Source organism: Micromonospora cabrerizensis, from assembly GCF_022230955.1.
Taxonomy (GTDB): Bacteria; Actinomycetota; Actinomycetes; order Mycobacteriales; family Micromonosporaceae; genus Micromonospora; species Micromonospora cabrerizensis.
In genome coordinates this window covers 76080-93754 of record NZ_JAKKFI010000064.1, presented here as the reverse complement: position 1 = coordinate 93754, position 17675 = coordinate 76080, and the positions used below count along the sequence as shown (strand labels likewise).

Genomic DNA, 17675 nt, shown 5'->3' with positions numbered 1-17675 from the left:
GGCGGGTAGCCGCCGCGCGGTCGGGCCCACCGGCGGGCGGTGCCGCCGGAGCGGCCCGCCCGGGTGTCCCGAGCGGCCACCCCCCGACGATCCGGTGGAAACGGAGCGCTGATGGCCCGACTCACGTACTGCGCCCGGTTCGACGAGGGGTGGGTGATGCGAGGTACGACGATTAGCTGTGCCGGGTCCGGCGGCGCGGACGCTCGCCGCCCTCGCCACCCTCGCCGCCGCCGCCGTTGCCGCCCTCGCCGCCGCCGTTGCCGCGCTCCGGGCCACGCCCGCCCCGGTCGCCGCCACGCTCGCGGTCGCCGCGGTCACGCGGAGCCCGGTCGCCACGGTCGCGACCAGCCGGCCGGTCGCCACCGGCGGCCTCGCCGGCGGCGGGCGCCTCGGTGCCCTCCGGCCGGACCTTGTCCAGGTAGATCTTGCCGCGGGCGTCGATGTCGGCGATCTCGACCTCGACCCGGTCACCGACGTTGAGGAAGTCCTCGACGCGCTCGACCCGCTTGCCGTCGCCCACCTTGGAGATGTGCAGCAGGCCGTCGCGGCCCGGCAGCAGCGAGATGAACGCACCGAACGCGGCGGTCTTGACCACCGTGCCGAGGAACCGCTCGCCCTGCTTCGGCAGCGTCGGGTTGGCGATCCCGTTGATCCGGTCGACGGCCGCCTGGGCCGACGGGCCGTTGGTGGCGCCGACGTAGATCGTGCCGTCGTCCTCGATGGAGATCTCGGCGCCGGTCTCGTCCTGGATCGCGTTGATGGTCTGACCCTTCGGGCCGATCACCATGCCGATCTTGTCCACCGGGATCTTGACGGTGGTGACCCGCGGCGCGTAGTCCGACATCTCGGCCGGAGCCTCGATCGCGGCCTTCATGACACCGAGGATGACCTGCCGGGCCTCGTTCGCCTGCTGCAACGCGGCAGCCAGCACGTCCGACGGGATGCCGTTGAGCTTGGTGTCGAGCTGGAGCGCGGTGACGAACTCCGGGGTGCCGGCGACCTTGAAGTCCATGTCACCGAACGCGTCCTCGGCACCGAGGATGTCGGTCAGCGTCACGTACTGGGTCTTGCCGTCCACCTCGTCGGAGATGAGCCCCATCGCGATACCGGCGACCGGCGCCTTCAGCGGGACACCCGCGGAGAGCAGGCCCAGCGTCGACGCGCAGACCGAACCCATCGAGGTGGAGCCGTTGGAGCCGAGCGCCTCGGAGACCTGCCGGATGGCGTACGGGAACTCCTCGCGCGACGGCAGCACCGGGATCAGCGCGCGCTCGGCGAGAGCGCCGTGGCCGATCTCGCGACGCTTCGGCGAGCCGACCCGGCCGGTCTCACCGGTCGAGTACGGCGGGAAGTTGTAGTTGTGCATGTAGCGCTTGCGGTTCTCGGGGGACAGCGTGTCCACCATCTGCTCCATCCGGAGCATGTTCAGCGTGGTGACGCCCAGGATCTGGGTTTCGCCCCGCTCGAACAGCGCCGAACCGTGCACCCGGGGCAGCACGCCGACCTCGGCGGTCAGCGACCGGATGTCGCGCGGGCCGCGGCCGTCCATGCGGACCTGCTCGCGCAGCACGCGGTTGCGCACCTCGGACTTGGTCAGCGAGCGGAAGGCGGCGCTGAGCTCCTTCTCCCGACCCTCGAACCGGGCGCCCAGCTCCTCGGCGACCCGGGCCTTGATCCGGTCCAGGGCTTCCTCGCGGTCGGCCTTGCCGGCGATGGTGATCGCCTCGGTCACGTCGCCACGGGCCAGGTCGGCCACGGCGGAGAACACGTCGTCCTGGTAGTCCAGGAAGACCGGGAACTCGGTGACCGGCTTGGCGGCGACCTCGGCCAGCTCGCTCTGCGCGCGGCACAGCTCACGGATCGCCGGCTTGGCGGCCTCCAGGCCGCTGGCGACGACCTCCTCGGTCGGTGCGGTGGCACCGGCCGAGATCAGGGCGACGGCGTTCGGGGTGGCTTCGGCCTCGACCATCATGATCGCGACGTCGCCGTCTTCGAGCGTGCGGCCGGCCACGACCATGTCGAAGGTGGCCCGGGCCAGCTCCTCCAGGGTCGGGAAGGCGACCCACTGGCCGTCGATGTGGGCGACGCGGGTCGCACCGATCGGGCCGGAGAACGGCAGGCCGGAGAGCTTGGTCGACATCGAGGCGGCGTTGATCGCCACGACGTCGTACGGGTGCTGCGGGTCCAGCGCGAGGATGGTCTCGACGACCTGGACCTCGTTGCGCAGGCCCTTCACGAAGGACGGGCGCAGCGGCCGGTCGATCAGGCGGCAGGTGAGGATCGCGTCCTCGCTCGGCCGGCCCTCACGGCGGAAGAACGAGCCGGGGATGCGGCCCGCGGCGTACATCCGCTCCTCGACGTCGACGGTCAGCGGGAAGAAGTCGAACTGCTCCTTCGGGTGCTTACCGGCGGTCGTGGCGGAGAGAACGACCGTCTCGCCCAGTTGGGCGATGACGGAACCGGCGGCCTGGCGAGCCAGCCGACCGGTGGAGAAGGTGATCTCACGGGTGCCGAAGGACCCGTTGTCGATCACGGCGGTGCGGGATTCGGTGCCGAGTTTGGTCTCGGTCATGTGCTGTCGTGCTCCTTCGCGTCGTGGGCCCACGACATCGGGGAGCTGCTCAGCCGGCCGGTCTTCGATCGAAGCGCCCGGGTGGCCGGCATGATGCCGGGGTTCCCGGGGGCCACTACCGGAGACCGGTACGCTGACCGGCTCCCTCTCGGGTGGTCGCGCGGCCCGTGTTTCCTCAGGTGGGACGCGGTACGGGGGAGCGGCCGGTCGGCCACTCCCCCGTCACGTCACCTGCGCAGGCCGAGCCGCTCGATGAGCGACCGGTAGCGCGCAATATCCTTCTTCTGAACGTAGTTGAGCAGCCGACGGCGACGGCCGACCAGCAGCAGCAGCCCACGGCGGCTGTGGTGGTCGTGCTTGTGCACCTTCAGGTGCTCGGTCAGCTCGGCGATCCGCTTGGTGAGGACCGCGACCTGAACCTCCGGCGAACCGGTGTCGCCCTCGGCGGTCGCGTACTCCGCGCGGATGCTGGCCTTGGCTTCCTGGTCGAGCGCCATGTTCTCCCTGTTTCGATGGGTTGATCAAGTAGGTGTCCGTCGTCCCGATGGACCGGGAACGGACCGGTACCTCGCACCCGCGGCGTCGAGCAGGCACGCGAGGCCCCACGCCGGTCACCCGACGTCTCGGCAAGACTACCAGCACTCGCCGGTAACACCCGGCCAAGGGCCTCGGCAGGGCCCCGCCGGCCGGTGCCGGTCAGGCCAGAGCGGTCCGGGTACGCGTGACGTCCTGGTTCATCTGGGCGATCAACGGCTCGATCGAGTCGTAGCGGATCTGGCCCCGCAGGCGCGCCACGAAGTCCAGGGCCAGCCGTTCGCCGTACAGGTCACCGGAGAAGTCCAGCGCGTACGCCTCCACCCGCCGCTCCCGGCCGGAGAACGTCGGGTTGGTGCCGACCGAGACCGCCGCCATCAGCGGTTCACGCTGCCCACGGCGAATCAGCCGGGCGGCGTACACCCCGTCGGCGGGCACCGCCGCGTACCGGTGGCAGAGCAGGTTGGCGGTGGGAAAGCCAAGCTCGCGGCCCCGCTGGTCGCCGCGGACCACCACGCCCTCCAGGCGGTGCGGGCGGCCCAGCGCGGCGGCAGCCGCACCCACGTCGCCCGCGTCGACGCAGGAGCGGATGTACGTGGAGGAGAAGACGGTGCCGTCCTCGGCGACCAGCGGGCCGCCCTCCACGCCGAAGCCGAAGGTCTGCCCCAGCCGCTCCAGCAGCGCCACGTCGCCGGCTGCCCGGTGCCCGAAGCGGAAGTTGCGGCCGACCACCACCAGCGCCGCGTGCAGGTGCTCGACCAGGACGTCGTGCACGAACTGCTCGGCCGGCAGCCGGGAGAACTCGGGGGTGAACGGCACCACGCAGAGGACGTCCACGCCGAGTTCCTCGATCAGCTCCGCCTTACGGGCCGGCTCGGTGAGCACCGCCGGATGCGAACCGGGGCGGACCACCTCGGCCGGGTGCGGGTCGAAGGTGACCACCACCGACTGCACGCCCAACTCCCGGGCCCGGGCCACGGCGTGCCCGATGGTCGCCTGGTGCCCCCTGTGCACGCCGTCGAAGACGCCGATGGTGACGACCGAGCGCCCCCACCCACCGGGCGCCGCGTCGTACCCCCGCCACCGCTGCATGCCGTTCCTCCCTGCTGTCCCGCCGGCCGGCGGGTCGACACCGCCGGCTCCGGGCCGGCGGACTGCTCCCCGTTGTCAGGCCGGGGCGAGCACGATCTCCGCGCGGGCCCGCCCGTCCCGCTCGCTGACGATAGCGATCAGGCCGCCGGCCGGCCCGAAGACGGCGTACGGGCCGCTGAGGCCGGCCGGGTCCAGTGGCCCGCCGTGGGCGAGCACCCGAGCCTCCTCGGGCGTGGCCTCGCGGCGCGGGAAGAAGCGGTCGGCCGCCGCGTCCAGCGGCAGGTTCACCACGTCCGGGGCGCGCTGCTCCAACTCGTCGAGGGTCGCCGCCTCGGCGAGGGTGAAGCCGCCCACCGCGGTGCGGCGCAGCGCGGTCAGGTGGCCTCCGACGTCGAGCGCCAGGCCCGCGTCGCGGGCGATGGCCCGGATGTACGTGCCGGAGGAGCAGGTCACGTCCACGTCGACGTCCACCACGTCCGGCTCGGTACGGCGGATCGCCAGCACCTCCAGCCGGGAGATGGTGACCCGGCGCGCGGGCAGCTCGACGCTCTCCCCGTCGCGGACCCGCTTGTACGCCCGCTGCCCGTCGATCTTGATGGCGCTGACCGCGCTCGGCACCTGGTCGACCTCGCCGCTCAGCGCGGTCAACGCCGACCGGATCGCGTCGTCGGTGAGGTGACCGGCGGGCGCGGTGGCGATCACGTCGCCCTCGGCGTCGTCGGTGACGGTGGCCTGGCCGAGCCGGATGGTGCCGGTGTAGCTCTTGCCCGCGCCGATCACGTAGGTGAGCAGGCGGGTGGCGCGGCCCACGCCGATCACCAGCACTCCGGTGGCCATCGGGTCGAGGGTGCCGCCGTGCCCGACCCGCCGGGTCTTCGCCAGTCGGCGGATCCGCGCCACCACGTCGTGCGACGTCATGCCGCCGGGCTTGTCGACCACGATCAGACCATCGGTGCTCACGTCGGCCAAGCCTGCCAGATGCCCGGCACCCGGCGGTGTGTGGGCAGGCCCGGCGTGACCCGAGCCTCCGCCCGCCGGGCTGAGCGGCTTTGTCGGGCCGAGGTGCCGATCAGGCGGTTTGTCAGGCCGGGGCAGCCGGCCGGCCCCGACGGGTGCGAAGATCATCCGTCCGCTGACCCCGACGTGAGATCAGGACCGCCGATGACCCCCGACCGCCGTCGCGCCCACCAGCACCGCGAGAGGGTCGACCTGCCGGAGTGGATGCGGCATCCCGCGCCGAGGCGACGGACCCTGGCGCGCTACGTCGACGACCTGATCGAGAGCTGGCCGGCGCTGCGGAGCGTCCGGCGGGCGGTGTGGCACTGGCGCGGCCGGGTCCGCTGGAGCGAGTCGCATCCGAACCTCGTCGCCGTGCTGTCGTTCGTCGTGGCGGCCGTCCTCGGGACCGCGCTGGTGGCCGGCGCCTACTACCTGCTTGCGCTGGCCATCAGCGGCGAATACTGACGGAGGAACGATGGAGCACACGTCGCCGAACGAGCCCACCCCGACGGACCCGGTCGAGCCGCCGCCACCGGCCGCGGTCGCGCAGGTCAACCCGGTGCAGCTACCGGAGTGGATGCGGTCGTCGCAGACCGAGCGCCAGCCCACCGGATGGGACCGCGTCCGCTTCTTCTCGGCCCGGCACAACGGGGCGCTGATGGTCGGCCTCGGGCCGGTGCTGGCGCTGCTGATGGTCGTCGGTGGCGTGGTGCTGGTCGGCCGGATCTCCGGAGGTGGCGGCGCGTCCGCCTCGGCGAGCCCCACGCCACCGCTGAGCAGGGTCGGCGAGCCGCGCGACCTGTTCGCCGGGTCGCCGGCGGCCTCCTTCGCCCCAGCCGAGGAGGCCGTGCGGATGCCGGCGGCCAAGGGCACCGGCCCGTTCACCGAGGGCCAGGTGCGGACCGCGCTGGAGTCGGTGCGCAAGGCGCTGATCGAGAGCCGGGTCGACACGTCGATGTTCTTGGGCGACCCGGAGCCGTTCCTCGCGCTGCTCGCCCCGGACGCCCGCGAGCAGCTCCGGTCGGATTTCTCCAACAACAGCTTCCTGCGGTACGCGACGCGGATGGCGTCGCCGTCGGAGTGGGAGCCGGGCGCCCGCGCCGACGGCCGGATCAGTTACCGGGCCACCAGGGCGAACGGCATCCGGGTGCTGGAGGTCTCCACGGAGTTCGTCTGGGCGTACCCCTTCGACGTGGACCTGCGGGCGCCCGCCGGCGCCAGCCTGGTGGCAGTGCGCGACAGCGTCGTGTGGCAGGTGCCGCACCCGGACGACGTGCCGGCACCCGCCCGGGGTCTCTGGATCACCTCGGCAGACGCCGTGACCTGGAACGCGGACTGTGCAGCGCTGCGCGACGGTTGGGTGCACGAGCAGTTCTGGGTGGCCTCCGCGCACCAGGACCGGATTCCCGCGGGCGACCCGGGTACGATCTTCGACCTCGACGCGCCCACGCCGACGACCACGCGCTGCTGACCGGCGGGGCCGCCGACCCGGTCAGCGGACCGCGCCGGTGACCGCCCAACCGCCGTTGCGCAGGCGCAGCAGCAGGGCGACCAGCCGGATCACCACGAACAGGGTGAGCCCGGCCCAGATACCGCCCAGCCCGAGGTCGAGGGCGTACGCCAGCCAGATGGCCGGCAGGAAGCCGCCGAGCGCCGCCACGATGGTGAGGTTGCGCAGGTAACGCACGTCTCCCGCGCCGATCAGCACGCCGTCGAGGGCGAACACCACCCCGGCCAGCGGCAGCATGACGACGAACCACGGCCAGGCCGCCATGGCCTGCTCGCGTACCCCCGTGTCGGAGCTGAACCACGACGGTACGACGCCGGCGCCGGCGGCGATGAGCAGCGCGAAGCCGACGCCGCAGACGCCGCCGAGCAGCCCGATCCGGCGGGCGAGCGCCCGGGCTTCCGCGTCGTCCCCGGCACCGAGCGCGGCGCCCACCAGCGACTGGGCGGCGATGGCCAGCGCGTCGAGCACCAGCGCGGTGAAGAACCAGAGTTGCAGGGCGATCTGGTGGGCGCCGACGGCGGCGGCGCCGAAGCGGGCGGCGACGGCGGTCGCGGAGAGGAAGCTGGCCTGGAACGCCAGCCCTCGGATCAGCAGGTCCCGGCTGAGCACCAACTGCTGGCGGATCACGCGGGGCCGGGGGTGCAGCGACACCCGTTCGGCGACCAGCGCCGCGGCGAACAGCGCGCCACAGAGGGTCTGCGCGACGACGTTGGCCACCGCCGAGCCGATCAGGCCGAGCCCGGCGGGGTAGACCAGCAGCGGGCAGAGCAGCGCGGAGAGCAGGTTGGGGCCGAGCACGAAGAACAACGGGCGGCGGGTGTCCTGCACGCCGCGCAGCCAGCCGTTGCCGGCGGCGGCGAGCAGCAGGCCGGGGGCGCCGAGGGCCGCGATCCGCAGCCAGTGCGCGGCGGCGTCGGCCACTTCGCCACCACCGCCGGCGAGGGTACGGGCGAGCGCGCCGCCGCCGAACTGCATGCCGATCGCGATCAGCAGACCGACACCGAACGCCAGCCAGGACGACTGGACGCCCTCGGCCACCGCGGCGGCCCGGTCACCCGCGCCGAATCGGCGGGCCGCGCGACCGGTGGTGCCGTACGCGACAACGGTGCCGACCCATGCGGTGAGGGTCATCACGGTGCCCCCGACGGCGAGCGCGGCGAGCGGCACCCGGCCGAGGTGACCGACCACGGCCGTGTCGACCAGCACGTAGAGCGGCTCGGCGGCGAGCACCACGAGGGCCGGCAGGGCCAGGCTGGCGATCCGCCGAGGGGACGCGACAAGGGTGCTGGTGTTCATCGCCGGCGATCCTGTCACGCCCCGAGTAAGGATCGCAAGGATCAGCAGCACTTACCGGGGGTGGCTCTGGGGTTGCCGGGTCAGTGGTCGACGAACCGGTGGGCCAGCCCGGGCCAGACGGTCGCCGGGCGGGTGGCCGGTCAGGCGGTGACGCGGTCGACGGAGGCCGTCGGCGACATCACCGCCGGACGCGTCGAATCACTGACGGGTGTCCATCGACGTCTGCAGTGCGCGGCGGGCCTGCTCGCGGGCGTCGTCGGTGGTCTCGGGCTTGGGCTTGTTCGGCATGGTGGGGTCCTTCCAGGGAGCGAGCCACCGGCACGCGGCGGCCCTCACGGGCGGTCCTGCTGAGCGCCCCACGGCGGTCCGGGATTACCGGAGCAGCCGACTGGGCAGCGTGAGCCCGGGTCGGTGCGACCCTGGAGGGAGGCGGCACGAGGTGTGGCACCACCACCCATGACCTGCGCCGCCGTGCGGCGCCGGCCCTCTCCCAAGTTATCGTTCAGGTCCACATGCTGCTCTCGGTTCCCGCCATCTGGACAGTCGGCAACCAGCCTCAGCGGGCCAGAAAGTGCCAGCCCAGCCACCACCAGAACCCGAACAGACCGATCCGGCCCACCGGCACCGGACCGACCTCGTAGCGCATCACGTAGGCACAGACCTCGCCCAGCGTGGGGATCCGGGAGCCCTCCCGCCGAGCCATCCACTCGACCACGGCGAAGAGGACCAGCGAGGTCAGGAAACCGCCGATCGCGAGAGCCCGCATCATCGCCGCACCAGCCCCCAGAAGGCGGCCAGCCAGGCGAACCAGACCGCCGAGCGGGTCAGGTGGTCCTCCAGGAGAGGGTCGGCCAGCCGGGAGAAGGTGGGGAAGTCATCGCCGACCGCCAGCACGAAGGTCGCCCCCTCGAAGACGCCGAAGACCACCACCGGGACCGCCCACCAGGCCGCTCCCGGACCCAGACGACGCGGCGCCGGTCGGCGGGGCACCCGATTGCTCAGACCGAGCCAGATCAGCACCCCGCCGGTGCCGAGCGTGAACAGATTCGCCTCGGTGGAGAAGGACGCGAACCGGCCACCGACGAGCGACAGGCAGACCAGGACGGGAACGGAGACGGCGGGCCGGTCCCATGCGCGGGGGGCCTCCACGGTGAGGTCGTGCGGCTGCTCCATCCCGCAATTCTTCCCGGTCTCACGGAGCGCGGGAAGACCAACACTCCCCGGAGCTGACCCTGATCTTCCGGATCACGGATCGATGGCGACGAACGCCGCGTCAGCGTGCGGGGCGGACCAGCGCCTCGTCCAGTTGGCCGCGGATCGACTCGACCACCTGCTCGACGCTGCCCCGACCGGTGAACCCGGCCGCGAACGTGTGCCCACCACCGCCCAGCGCGACCGCGACCCGGCTGACGTCCACCGCGCCCTTGCTGCGCATCGACACCGCCCACTCACCCGACGTGGTCTGCTTCAACACACAGCCCACATCGGCCTCGGCGGTGCAGCGCACCGAGTCGATCAACGCCTCCAGCACGTACGGCCGCTGGTCGTGCCGGGCCAGGTCGTCGAGGGTGGCGAAGGTCCAGACCAACCCCCGGCCGCCGGCAGCGCTGGGCTCCAGCTGCGCCCGGCCGAGCACCTCACCGAAGAGGCGGACCGCGCCGAAGGGCCGCGTGTCGAAGACCCGCCGGGAGATGTCACCAGGCGAGATGCCGGTCGCCAGCAACCGGGCGGCCATCTCGTGCACCGCCGGAGTGGTCGCCGCGAACCGGAACGAACCAGTATCCGTGGTCAGGGCCACGTAGAGGCACTCGGCGATGGCCCGATCCACCACGACCCCGAGCCGGGCCAGCAACTGCTCGGCCACCACCGACGTCGCCGCGGCACCCGGGTCGACCAGGTTGACGGTGCCGAAGCCCGGGTTGGAGGCGTGGTGGTCCAGCACCAGCGCCGCACCCGCGGACGACAGCCGCCCGGCCAACTCACCGAGGCGCGACTCGCTCGCCGCGTCGAAGCAGATCACCAGATCGGGTGCGACGTCCGCGGCGTCCGCCGGGACCAACAGGTCGAGCCCGGGCAGCCCGTGGAACGGCTCCGGCACCTCCGGCGGCCCCGGGAAGGTCGCCTGCACCTCGCGTACGCCGAGCTGCCGCAGACCCAGACCGAAGCCGAGCATGCTGCCCAGCGCGTCGCCGTCCGGGTTGACGTGACAGATCAGCAGCACCCGACCGTTCGGCGGCACAGCCCGCAGCAACGCCTCGGCCGCGGCCCAGTCCGCCTCGGCGGGGACAAGCACGGCCGCCCCGGCTAGCGGGACGCTGGCGGTGCTGGTCACCGCGTTTCCCCACCCCGCGGGGTCTCCTTGACGTCGGTGGCCTCCTCGGCCTCGTCCGTCTCGTCGGCCTCGTCCGTCTCGTCGTCGTCCACCCGGTACGGCTGGGCCTCACCCGCGTACTTCGCCTGGGCGGCGATCCGCTGCACCTCGGCGTCGGCGTTGCGGGCGGCGGCGAGCAGGTCGTCGATGTGCTTGACCTGGTCCTGAACGTCGTCGAGGACGAACGTGAGGGTCGGCGAGTGACGCAGCCCGAGCGCCTTGCCGACGGTGCTGCGCAGCAGCCCCTTGGCGCTCTCCAGAGCCGCCGCGGTGTCCGCCTGGGCCACCGAGTCACCGAGCACCGTGTAGAAGACCGTCGCGTCACGCAGGTCAGCGGTAATCCGGGCATCGGTGATGGTGATCATCCCGAGCCGCGGGTCCTTGATCTGGCTCCGCACCACCGACGCGACCAGCTCACGCACCCGTTCCGCGTGCCGGCGTACCTTGGCCGGATCAGACATCTCGCCACCTCCACGGCGTCCTGCTCCCGGCCGACCCGGCGACCCGGGGGCCGCCGGCCGACCGGCCAACATCTCGAACACTACCTTCGCGGCCGCGCCGGTCGCCCGGCACAGCCGGCACCGCCGTCAGTCGTCGTCCACGCCGTACAACCGGCGTCCAACCGACAGCAGCTCGACCTCGGGACGGGCCGCCACCAGGCGCTCACAGGAGTCGAGCACCTCGCGGACGTGCGCCGCCTCGGCGGCCACCGCGGCCACCGCTATCTGCGCCCGACCGTGCAGGTCGAGCGCACCCACCTCGGCGGCCGACACCTCGAAGCGGCGCAGCGCCGCCACGATCGGCCGTACATATGATCTCTTGGCTTTGAGCGACCGGGAGTCACCCGGCAGCAGCAGGTCGAAGACCGCGGTTCCGGTAAACATCGCCCCGGACGATACCGCCAACCCGCCCCGCATGATCAAGGGGTTTACGCCGTACGGCGTAAACCCCTTGATCAGCGTGTCACTGCCGGATCAGGCGCGAACCTTCTCCCGCATCTCGAAGGTCTCGATGACGTCGCCGACCTGGACGTTGTTGTAACCACCCAGGGTCAGACCACACTCGAAGCCCTCGCGGACCTCCGTGGCGTCGTCCTTGAACCGCTTGAGCGAGCTGATCGTGAGGTTGTCCGCCACGACCGCCCCGTCTCGCAGCAGGCGCGCCTTCGCGTTGCGCCGAAGGACACCGGACCGGACGATGCAACCGGAGATGTTGCCGATCTTGGACGAGCGGAAGACGTCGCGGATCTCCGCGCTGCCCAGCTCGACCTCCTCGTACTCCGGCTTGAGCAGGCCCTTGAGCGCTGCCTCGATCTCCTCGATGGCCTGGTAGATGACGGTGTAGTACCGGATCTCCACGCCCTCGCGGTCGGCCATCTCGCGGACCTTGTTGGAGGCCCGCACGTTGAAGCCGATGATCGTGACCGGCTCGGACGAAGCACTCGCGAGCATGACGTTGCTCTCGGTGATCGCGCCCACGCCCCGGTCGAGGACCTTGAGCTGAACCTCCTCGGGAATGTCGAGGTTGAACAGCGCGTCCTCCAGGGCCTCCACCGAACCGGAGACATCGCCCTTGAGGATGAGGTTGAGCGAGGTCTTCTCGCCCTCCTTGAGCTGCTCCATGAGCGTCTCGAGGGTGGCCCGACCACGGGAGTTGGCGAAGGACGCCGCCCGCCGCCGTGCCTGCCGCTGCTCGGCGATCTGCCGCACCGTGCGGTCGTCCGCCGCGGCGAGGAACGTGTCGCCCGCGCCGGGAGGCGCGGTCAGACCCAGCACCATGACCGGACGCGCCGGCCCAGCCTCGGTGAGCTGGTTGCCGTTCTCGTCGAGCATGGCCCGGACCCGGCCGTGCGCCCCACCGGCGACGATCGAGTCGCCTGCCCGCAGGGTGCCCTTCTGCACCAGCACCGTCGCCACCGCACCGCGGCCCTTGTCCAGGTGTGCCTCGATGGCCACACCCTGCGCCGGCCCGTCGATCGGAGCGGTCAGCTCCAGCGACGCGTCGGCGGTCAGCAGGACAGCCTCGAGCAGTTCCTCGATGCCGATGCCCGGCTTGGCTGCCACGTTGACGAACATGGTCTCGCCGCCGTACTCCTCGGCGACCAGGCCGTACTCGGTCAGCTGCTGGCGGACCTTGTCCGGGTTGGCGTCCGGCTTGTCGACCTTGTTGACCGCGACCACGATCGGCACGTCGGCCGCCTTGGCGTGGTTCAACGCCTCGATCGTCTGCGGCATCACACCGTCGTCGGCCGCGACGACCAGGATCACGATGTCCGTGACCTGGGCGCCACGAGCACGCATGGCGGTGAACGCCTCGTGACCCGGGGTGTCGATGAAGGTGACCGCCCGGTCCTCGCCCTCGTGCGGGACGTGGACCTGGTAGGCACCGATGTGCTGGGTGATGCCACCCGCCTCACCGGCAACGACGTTCGCCTTGCGGATCGCGTCGAGCAGCTTGGTCTTACCGTGGTCGACGTGACCCATGACGGTCACCACCGGCGCACGGCTGACCAGACGCTCCTCGGCCACCTCCGCGTCGAGGTCGATGTTGAACTGCGCCAGCAGCTCGCGGTCCTCGTCCTCCGGGCTGACGATCTGGATGTCGAAGCCCAGGTGCTCACCCAGCAGGTGCAGGGTGTCGTCAGAACAGGACTGGGTCGCGGTCACCATCTCGCCCAGGTTGAACATCTCCTGGACCAGCGAACCCGGGTTGGCGTTGATCTTGTCCGCGAAGTCGGACAGCGAGGCGCCACGGGAGAGCCGGACGATCTGACCCTGACCCCGGGGAGCACCCGAGCTCATGGTCGGAGCCGACAGGTTGTCGAACTCCTGTCTGCGCTGCTTCTTGGACTTGCGACCGCGCGTCGGCCGGCCACCCGGACGCCCGAAGGCACCCGCGGCACCGCCGCCACGGCCACGACCACCCGCACCCGGACGACCGCCGCCACCGGACGGAGCACCCGGACGGAAACCGCCACCGGGAGCACCGCCGCCGCCGCCGGGACCGCCACGGTAGCCACCGCCACCGCCGGCACCCGCGCCGCCACCAGGGCCGCCTCGGTAACCGCCACCGCCACCGGCGCCACCGCCGGGACCGCCACGGAAGCCACCGCCACCGCCGCCAGGACGACCAGCGCCACCGCCGCCGGGACGACCAGCGCCACCGGGGCCGGGGCGACCGGCAGCCGGACGCTGACTCGGCATGGACGCCGGGCTGGGCCGCGGCGGCATGGAGTTCGGGCTGGGCCGCGGCGGCATACCCGCCGGGCTGTTGGGCCGGGGGCCACCCGCACCCGCGGCCGGGGGCCGCTGCTGCTGGCCACCCTGGATGCCGAACGGGTTGTTACCGGCGCCACGCGCCGGCGGGCGACCACCGGGACGGGCACCCGGACCCGGGGCCGGCGTGCTCGGACGAGCTGCCGGTGAACCGGGACGAGGGGGCATCGCGGCCGGACCCGGCCGAGGGCCGGGGCGGTTGCCGTCTGCCGGGGGCTCCCGGCGAACGGGGTTGTCCCGCTGCTGCTGGCGGGCGGCCTGCGCGGCCTTGACCGCGGCCTCCTGCTCAGCCTTCAGCGCGGCGGCACGCGCCTCCGCGGCCGCCACCTCGATGTCGTGGGCACTCGCCGGCTTGGCGACCGGAGCCGCAGGCTGCGGCGCACCAGGCACCGGACCCTTCGGCTTCGGGCCGGGAGCCGGCGCGGTCGGCCGCCGGGGCGGCATCGGCTTGGCCGAGACCCGGGGCGCGCCCGGGGTCGGGGCCGTCGTCGGGGTCGGGGTCGAAGCCGGCGTCGACGCGGGCGCCGACGGGGCGGCGGCCGGTGCCGGAGCACCGGCGGACGCGACGAATGCGTTACGCAGTCGCCGGGCGACGGGCGCCTCGACGGTGCTCGACGCGGACTTCACGAACTCGCCCATTTCCTTCAGCTTGGCGAGAACGGTCTTACTCTCGACCCCGAGCTCTTTTGCAAGCTCGTGTACGCGGGCCTTGCCTGCCACTGCACTCCTCACTCCGAGGTCGTGCGGGCAGCACCCGCAGCGACCTCACTCGTGCACTTGAAGCCTGGTCATTTCAGGGACTTCATCGTGTGCTCATGTCGGTCGTCCTACCCTGCTAGCGACCCTCGCCCGGTCGGGCTGACCGGACGTAGTGGTTGGCGCATCGACGTGCTCCGCCAGCACACCGTGGTCAAGGACCTCGGTGATGCGCAGCGCACGCCCGAAGGCGCGGCGCCGCACCGCCAGCGCGAAGCAGGCCGGATCCGGGTGCATGTTCGCTCCCCGACCCGGCAGCCTGCGAAGCGGATCAGGCCGGAGACTGTGACCAGCCTCGTCCCTGACCGCGACTATCCGCAGCAATTCGCTGGCCGGCGCACGTTGCCGGCAACCCACACAGGTGCGCTCCGGCTGCGCGCGTCGTACCACTGGAGGAAGTCTACCCCTAGCTGCCCGAGATCGCTCCGCCCGGCTCCCGCACGTGATCAGCCGACCCTCGCGCGGCGGGGGCGGTCTGCTCCGCGTCGGAGCGGATGTCGATCCGCCAACCGGTCAAGCGGGCAGCGAGTCGGGCATTCTGCCCCTCCCGACCGATGGCGAGCGAGAGCTGGAAGTCGGGGACGGTCACCCGTGCGGCCCGGTTGGCCAGGTCGACCACCTCGACCCGCAGCGCCTTGGCCGGTGACAACGCGTTGCCGACGAAGGTGGCCGGGTCGTCCGACCAGTCGATAATGTCGATCTTTTCGCCGTGCAGCTCACTCATCACGGCCCGCACCCGCTGGCCCATCGGGCCGATACAGGCGCCCTTGGCGTTCACCCCGGGGGTGGTGGAGCGTACGGCGATCTTCGTGCGGTGACCTGCCTCACGGGCGATCGCGCCGATCTCCACCGTGCCGTCGGCGATCTCCGGCACCTCCAGCGCGAACAGCTTCTTGACCAGCGCCGGGTGGGACCGGGACAGGGTGATCTGCGGCCCGCGCATGCCCTTGGCCACGTGCACCACGACGCAACGGACCCGCTCACCGTGGGCGTACCGCTCACCGGGCACCTGCTCGGACTGCGGCAGCACGCCCTCCAGCTTGCCCAGGTCGACGCTGACGATGCCCTTCTCGGTGCGCGTCTCGTGCGCCTGCACCACACCGGTGACCAGGTCACCCTCGCGGCCCACGTACTCGCCGAAGTGCACCTCGTCGGTGGCCTCCCGCAGACGCTGGAGGATCACCTGCTTGGCGGTCATGGCGGCGATGCGGCCGAAGTCGTGCGGGGTGTCGTCCCACTCCCGCACCAGGCTGCCGTCGGCGTCCATCTCCTGCGCGTACACCAGGGCGGCGCCGGACCTACGGTCGATCTCCACCCGGGCGTGCGGCTCGGCGCCGTCGGTGTGCCGGTAGGCGGTCAGCAACGCGGTCTCGATCGCCGCGAGAATCGTGTCGAACGGGATCTCCCGCTCGCGCTCGAGTGCGCGCAGCGCCGCGAGGTCGATGTTCACCTCTCCTCGTCCTCCACATCATCTTCGTCGTCGATGTCGTCTGAATCGTCGATCTCGTCTGAATCGTCCGCGTCGTCGAACTCCTCGTCCGGCTCACCGAGTTCGGCGAGCCGGGTGAACTCGACCTGCACGCGGCCCGGGCCCAGCTGGGCGTACGCCCAGGAGGTGCGGCCGTCCTCGGTCTCCAGCTGCACGCCCTCGTCGTCGGCCGCGATCACCCGACCGGTCAGCTGGCGGTCACCGGTGGGCAGCTCGCCGCGCTGTTCGGGCAGCGCGGCCGCGCCCCGGACGGTGACCTTGACCAGCCGGCTCACGTTGCGCCGCCAGTGCCGGGGCAGGGTCAGTGGCCGGTCGACGCCCGGCGAGCTGACCTCCAGCTGGTATTCCCCGGCGACGATGTCGCCGCCGGCCTCCTCCGCGGCGTCCAGCGCGGCCGAGACCGCCCGGGAGACGTCCGCGACGGCGTCCAGGTCGATCCCGCCGTCGGCGTCCACCATCACCCGCACCACGTGCCGGCGACCGGCCCGGGAAACCGACAGGTCCTCCAGGTCGTAGCCAGCGTCGTTGACGACGGGCTCGATCACGGTTCGTAGTCGGGCACGTCGCCCGGCGAGATCACCGCCGCGGGGTCCCGCGGCATCGCGGGGTCGACCTGTCGGCCTGGTGGCACGGCCACGCTGCGTCATCTCCGCACCCTTTCCCTGGTCGACGGTGATCGGTCGTACCGCCATGCCGGCACGCCACCGGAGCGGACACGCCGGTGGCTGCGCAGAGCGTAACGCGCCTGCCCGGCAGCGGACCGGGCGGCGCACCGACGCCGGTCGCCCCTGGAGCGACGCGGATGGTGTTGACTTGCCCGGTGGGGATCGGCAGAAGGACTCAGCGCGACCAGGCATCCGGACATTCCCGGCGAAAGTTGCTGCGCGGCGGGGCGCTGCTGGTGCTCGGCGGCGCCGCCGCGCCGCTGACCGGCTGTGATCTTTTCGACCGTGACGACCAGCCGGCGCCACCACCGGACCCGCTGCGGCCGATGGTGGACGAGTCACTGGCGCTGGCCGAGGCGTACCGGGGCGCCGCAACCGCCCATCCCGACCTGGCCGACCGGCTCGGCCCGATCGCCGAGGCGCACACCGCACACGCCACCGAGCTGGCCCGGGTGATCGGTGTCGCCCTGCCGTCGGCGGCGGCCACCGCCCCCACCACCGCCCCGGCGGCCGATCCGGCCGGCGCGCTCGCCGCGCTGCGCGCCCTGGAGAAGACCGCCCAGCAGTCCGCCACCCAGGCCTGCGCCGCCGCGCCCGCGGAACGGGCCGCGCTGCTCGGGTCGATCGTCGCCGCCCGAGCAACCCACCAGGAGGCACTGAAGTGAGGCAGCCGTCCTCCGGCGAGGCCCTCGCCTCCGCCCTGTCCGCCGAGTACGCGGCCATCTACGCCTACGGGCGGATCGGTGTCCGGCTCACCGGCGCCGCCCGGGAGGCGGCGCACCAGGCGGAGGCCGCGCATCGACGCCGACGCGACACCCTGGTGGTGCAGCTCACCACCGCCGGCGGCGTCGTCCCCCCGGACCGCGCCGGGTACGCGCTGCCCTTCCCGGTCACCGACCGGGCGAGCGCCCTGCGACTCGCCGCCGAGGTGGAGGAGCGCGCGGCCGCGCACTGGCGGGCGGCTCTGGCGTCCACCACCGGCGCCGACCGCGACCAGGCGCTGGCGGCCCTGGTCGAGTACGCCGTGCGCGCCACCCGGTGGCGCAGGACGGCCGGGTCGAGCCCGCTGACTGTCCCGTTTCCCGGTCGTCCGGCCTGAGTGGGTCCGCTCCGGTT

At 72.5% G+C, this 17675-nt stretch carries 18 protein-coding genes; 4 read left to right on the top strand and 14 right to left on the bottom strand.

What is annotated here, in order from left to right; translation table 11 throughout:
• Positions 1-172: 172 nt before the first annotated feature.
• From LADH09A_RS15635 to truB, 4 genes are all read right to left on the bottom strand, one after another.
• Positions 173-2572: a polyribonucleotide nucleotidyltransferase gene (locus LADH09A_RS15635; protein ID WP_238645898.1), complete on the bottom strand. Its 2400-nt coding sequence runs from the start codon at positions 2570-2572 to the stop codon at positions 173-175.
• Positions 2573-2799: 227 nt separating this feature from the next.
• On the bottom strand, positions 2800-3069 hold the full coding sequence (gene rpsO / locus LADH09A_RS15630) for a 30S ribosomal protein S15 (protein ID WP_030337594.1): 270 nt from the start codon (positions 3067-3069) through the stop codon (positions 2800-2802).
• 199 nt (positions 3070-3268) lie between these two features.
• Entirely contained in the window at positions 3269-4198 is a 930-nt protein-coding gene (locus tag LADH09A_RS15625) for a bifunctional riboflavin kinase/FAD synthetase (RefSeq protein WP_238645897.1), read from the bottom strand.
• A gap of 75 nt (positions 4199-4273) precedes the next feature.
• Positions 4274-5158 carry a tRNA pseudouridine(55) synthase TruB gene (gene truB / locus LADH09A_RS15620; RefSeq protein WP_372492278.1) on the bottom strand — a complete coding sequence of 295 codons (885 nt, stop codon included), beginning with the start codon at positions 5156-5158 and terminating at the stop codon, positions 4274-4276.
• Positions 5159-5359: 201 nt separating this feature from the next.
• Here truB and LADH09A_RS15615 point away from each other — a divergent pair, with 201 nt between their 5' ends.
• Positions 5360-5662 (top strand): hypothetical protein, encoded by a 303-nt coding sequence (locus LADH09A_RS15615; RefSeq protein WP_238645896.1) that lies wholly within the window; start codon positions 5360-5362, stop codon positions 5660-5662.
• Positions 5663-5672: 10 nt separating this feature from the next.
• A complete protein-coding gene (locus LADH09A_RS15610; protein WP_238645895.1) occupies positions 5673-6668 on the top strand; it encodes a hypothetical protein in 996 nt (331 codons plus the stop codon).
• A gap of 21 nt (positions 6669-6689) precedes the next feature.
• Here the strand turns inward: LADH09A_RS15610 and LADH09A_RS15605 are convergent, their stop codons facing one another.
• From LADH09A_RS15605 to rimP, 10 genes are all read right to left on the bottom strand, one after another.
• Complete coding sequence (locus LADH09A_RS15605; RefSeq protein ID WP_238645894.1) at positions 6690-8003, bottom strand: MATE family efflux transporter; 1314 nt, start codon at positions 8001-8003, stop codon at positions 6690-6692.
• Between the two features lie 556 nt (positions 8004-8559).
• A complete protein-coding gene (locus LADH09A_RS15600) occupies positions 8560-8769 on the bottom strand; it encodes a DUF6186 family protein (protein ID WP_238645906.1) in 210 nt (69 codons plus the stop codon).
• Positions 8769-9176: a hypothetical protein gene (locus tag LADH09A_RS15595; protein WP_238645893.1), complete on the bottom strand. Its 408-nt coding sequence runs from the start codon at positions 9174-9176 to the stop codon at positions 8769-8771. Before LADH09A_RS15595 ends, LADH09A_RS15600 begins: the two co-directional genes overlap by 1 nt.
• A 100-nt stretch (positions 9177-9276) precedes the next feature.
• On the bottom strand, positions 9277-10335 hold the full coding sequence (locus LADH09A_RS15590) for a DHH family phosphoesterase (RefSeq protein ID WP_372492277.1): 1059 nt from the start codon (positions 10333-10335) through the stop codon (positions 9277-9279).
• Positions 10332-10835, bottom strand: coding sequence for a 30S ribosome-binding factor RbfA (gene rbfA / locus LADH09A_RS15585; protein WP_238645892.1), 504 nt, complete (start codon positions 10833-10835; stop codon positions 10332-10334). The genes LADH09A_RS15590 and rbfA overlap by 4 nt, the downstream gene beginning before the upstream one ends.
• 126 nt (positions 10836-10961) lie before the next feature.
• On the bottom strand, positions 10962-11258 hold the full coding sequence (locus LADH09A_RS15580; RefSeq protein WP_238645891.1) for a DUF503 domain-containing protein: 297 nt from the start codon (positions 11256-11258) through the stop codon (positions 10962-10964).
• Positions 11259-11348: 90 nt separating this feature from the next.
• Positions 11349-14369, bottom strand: a complete 3021-nt coding sequence (infB, locus tag LADH09A_RS15575; protein WP_238645890.1) for a translation initiation factor IF-2 — start codon at positions 14367-14369, stop codon at positions 11349-11351.
• 93 nt (positions 14370-14462) lie between these two features.
• Complete coding sequence (locus LADH09A_RS15570) at positions 14463-14795, bottom strand: YlxR family protein (protein ID WP_238645889.1); 333 nt, start codon at positions 14793-14795, stop codon at positions 14463-14465.
• A 16-nt stretch (positions 14796-14811) separates the two neighbouring features.
• The gene (gene nusA, locus LADH09A_RS15565; protein ID WP_238645886.1) at positions 14812-15855 is read right to left on the bottom strand and encodes a transcription termination factor NusA; all 1044 of its coding nucleotides are present in this window, start codon (positions 15853-15855) and stop codon (positions 14812-14814) included.
• Positions 15852-16541 carry a ribosome maturation factor RimP gene (rimP, locus tag LADH09A_RS15560; protein ID WP_238645903.1) on the bottom strand — a complete coding sequence of 230 codons (690 nt, stop codon included), beginning with the start codon at positions 16539-16541 and terminating at the stop codon, positions 15852-15854. Before rimP ends, nusA begins: the two co-directional genes overlap by 4 nt.
• Positions 16542-16771: 230 nt before the next feature.
• Here rimP and LADH09A_RS15555 point away from each other — a divergent pair, with 230 nt between their 5' ends.
• On the top strand, positions 16772-17224 hold the full coding sequence (locus tag LADH09A_RS15555; RefSeq protein WP_238645901.1) for a hypothetical protein: 453 nt from the start codon (positions 16772-16774) through the stop codon (positions 17222-17224).
• The gene (locus LADH09A_RS15550) at positions 17221-17658 is read left to right on the top strand and encodes a ferritin-like domain-containing protein (RefSeq protein ID WP_238645884.1); all 438 of its coding nucleotides are present in this window, start codon (positions 17221-17223) and stop codon (positions 17656-17658) included. Before LADH09A_RS15555 ends, LADH09A_RS15550 begins: the two co-directional genes overlap by 4 nt.
• Positions 17659-17675 lie beyond the last annotated feature (17 nt).

What these genes read in the sequence shown, in the direction of transcription:
- LADH09A_RS15595 (WP_238645893.1), bottom strand. Translation starts at nt 9,176, where the DNA reads ATGGAGCAGCCGCACGACCTCACCGTGGAGGCCCCCCGCGCATGGGAC.
- rbfA (WP_238645892.1), bottom strand. Translation starts at nt 10,835, where the DNA reads ATGTCTGATCCGGCCAAGGTACGCCGGCACGCGGAACGGGTGCGTGAG.
- LADH09A_RS15610 (WP_238645895.1), top strand. Translation starts at nt 5,673, where the DNA reads ATGGAGCACACGTCGCCGAACGAGCCCACCCCGACGGACCCGGTCGAG.
- LADH09A_RS15625 (WP_238645897.1), bottom strand. Translation starts at nt 4,198, where the DNA reads ATGCAGCGGTGGCGGGGGTACGACGCGGCGCCCGGTGGGTGGGGGCGC.
- LADH09A_RS15615 (WP_238645896.1), top strand. Translation starts at nt 5,360, where the DNA reads ATGACCCCCGACCGCCGTCGCGCCCACCAGCACCGCGAGAGGGTCGAC.
- LADH09A_RS15605 (WP_238645894.1), bottom strand. Translation starts at nt 8,003, where the DNA reads ATGAACACCAGCACCCTTGTCGCGTCCCCTCGGCGGATCGCCAGCCTG.
- rpsO (WP_030337594.1), bottom strand. Translation starts at nt 3,069, where the DNA reads ATGGCGCTCGACCAGGAAGCCAAGGCCAGCATCCGCGCGGAGTACGCG.
- rimP (WP_238645903.1), bottom strand. Translation starts at nt 16,541, where the DNA reads ATGACGCAGCGTGGCCGTGCCACCAGGCCGACAGGTCGACCCCGCGAT.
- LADH09A_RS15635 (WP_238645898.1), bottom strand. Translation starts at nt 2,572, where the DNA reads ATGACCGAGACCAAACTCGGCACCGAATCCCGCACCGCCGTGATCGAC.
- LADH09A_RS15600 (WP_238645906.1), bottom strand. Translation starts at nt 8,769, where the DNA reads ATGCGGGCTCTCGCGATCGGCGGTTTCCTGACCTCGCTGGTCCTCTTC.
- LADH09A_RS15580 (WP_238645891.1), bottom strand. Translation starts at nt 11,258, where the DNA reads ATGTTTACCGGAACCGCGGTCTTCGACCTGCTGCTGCCGGGTGACTCC.